The sequence below is a fragment of the Alcanivorax sp. 24 genome (genome assembly GCF_004360225.1).
Lineage (GTDB): Bacteria > Pseudomonadota > Gammaproteobacteria > Pseudomonadales > Alcanivoracaceae > Alloalcanivorax > Alloalcanivorax xiamenensis.
Map to the genome: position 1 here is coordinate 1 of NZ_SNUA01000042.1, position 1,011 is coordinate 1,011.

The 1,011-nt window shown below is 63.8% G+C and carries 1 protein-coding gene; it reads right to left on the bottom strand.

Annotation, left to right across the window (positions count from 1 at the left end; all coding sequences use genetic code 11):
- Window positions 1–1,011, bottom strand: a 1,011-nt coding sequence (locus E0L37_RS21180) for an Ig-like domain-containing protein (RefSeq protein WP_205655670.1), incomplete at both ends; no start/stop codon positions are given.

A 1,011-nucleotide genomic window follows, 5' to 3' on the forward strand; every position in this document is an offset into this window, starting at 1 on the left:
TATCCACGTCAACCGTGCTGCCCGCTTCGGCGGTACCAGTAAGGATCGTTCCGTCAGTGGGTTCCACCGTTGGTGCCGCCGGTGCGGTGGTGTCCACCGTCAGAGCACCACTAGCGGTGCTCTCATTGCCCGCGGCGTCAGTGGCCGTTACCGTCACGGTGTAATCACCATCGGTCAGTGCCGGCAGATCACCATCGGCCAGCGTCCAGGTGCCATCACCGTTGTTGGTGGCGGTATAGTCGTTGCCGTCCACCGTCACCACGAGGCTGGCGTCCGGATCGTCCACCGTCCCCGTCAACTCCGGGGTGCTGTCGTTGGTAACCAACGCATCCAAGGCCACCACCGGCGCCGTGGCGTCCACACCGATCGTAGCTGGAGCACTGGTATTACCGGCTTCGTCCGTGGCGGTAACACTCACATTCGTGCCATCGGCCAACGGGGTATCCGGTGTCACGCTCCAGTTACCGCTGCCGTCCGCTTCCACCGTGTAGTCCGGGGTGCCATCCCCGTTGATATCCACATCAACCGTGCTGCCCGCTTCGGCGGTACCGATAAGCGTTGCTCCATCGGAGGGCTCCACCGTCGGAGTCGCCGGCGCGGTGGTGTCTACATTCAGTTCAAACACCGCGCTCAGATCCGAGGTGTTACCCGCCGCATCGGTCGCCGTGGCGGTAAAGCTGTAGTCCCCTTCCGCCAGCTCGGTGCTGGGTGTGAAGCTCCAATTGCCACTGCCATCGGCGGTGGTGGTACCGATCTCCGTGCCATCTTGGAAGATCACTACCGTGCTGCCCGCTTCCGCTGTCCCGGTCAGGGTCGGCGTGGTGTCGTTGGTGCTGCCTCCAGTCAGCACCGGATCGGTGCCCGGTGCCACATCATCCATTACCTCGGCGATGGTCGGCGCCGCCGGGGGCGTGGTGTCGTTCAGGTTTTCGTCCACGATGGTGGTGGCAGGATCACTGGTATTACCCGCCGGGTCCGTGGCCGTGACACTGACTTCCGTGCCATCCGCCA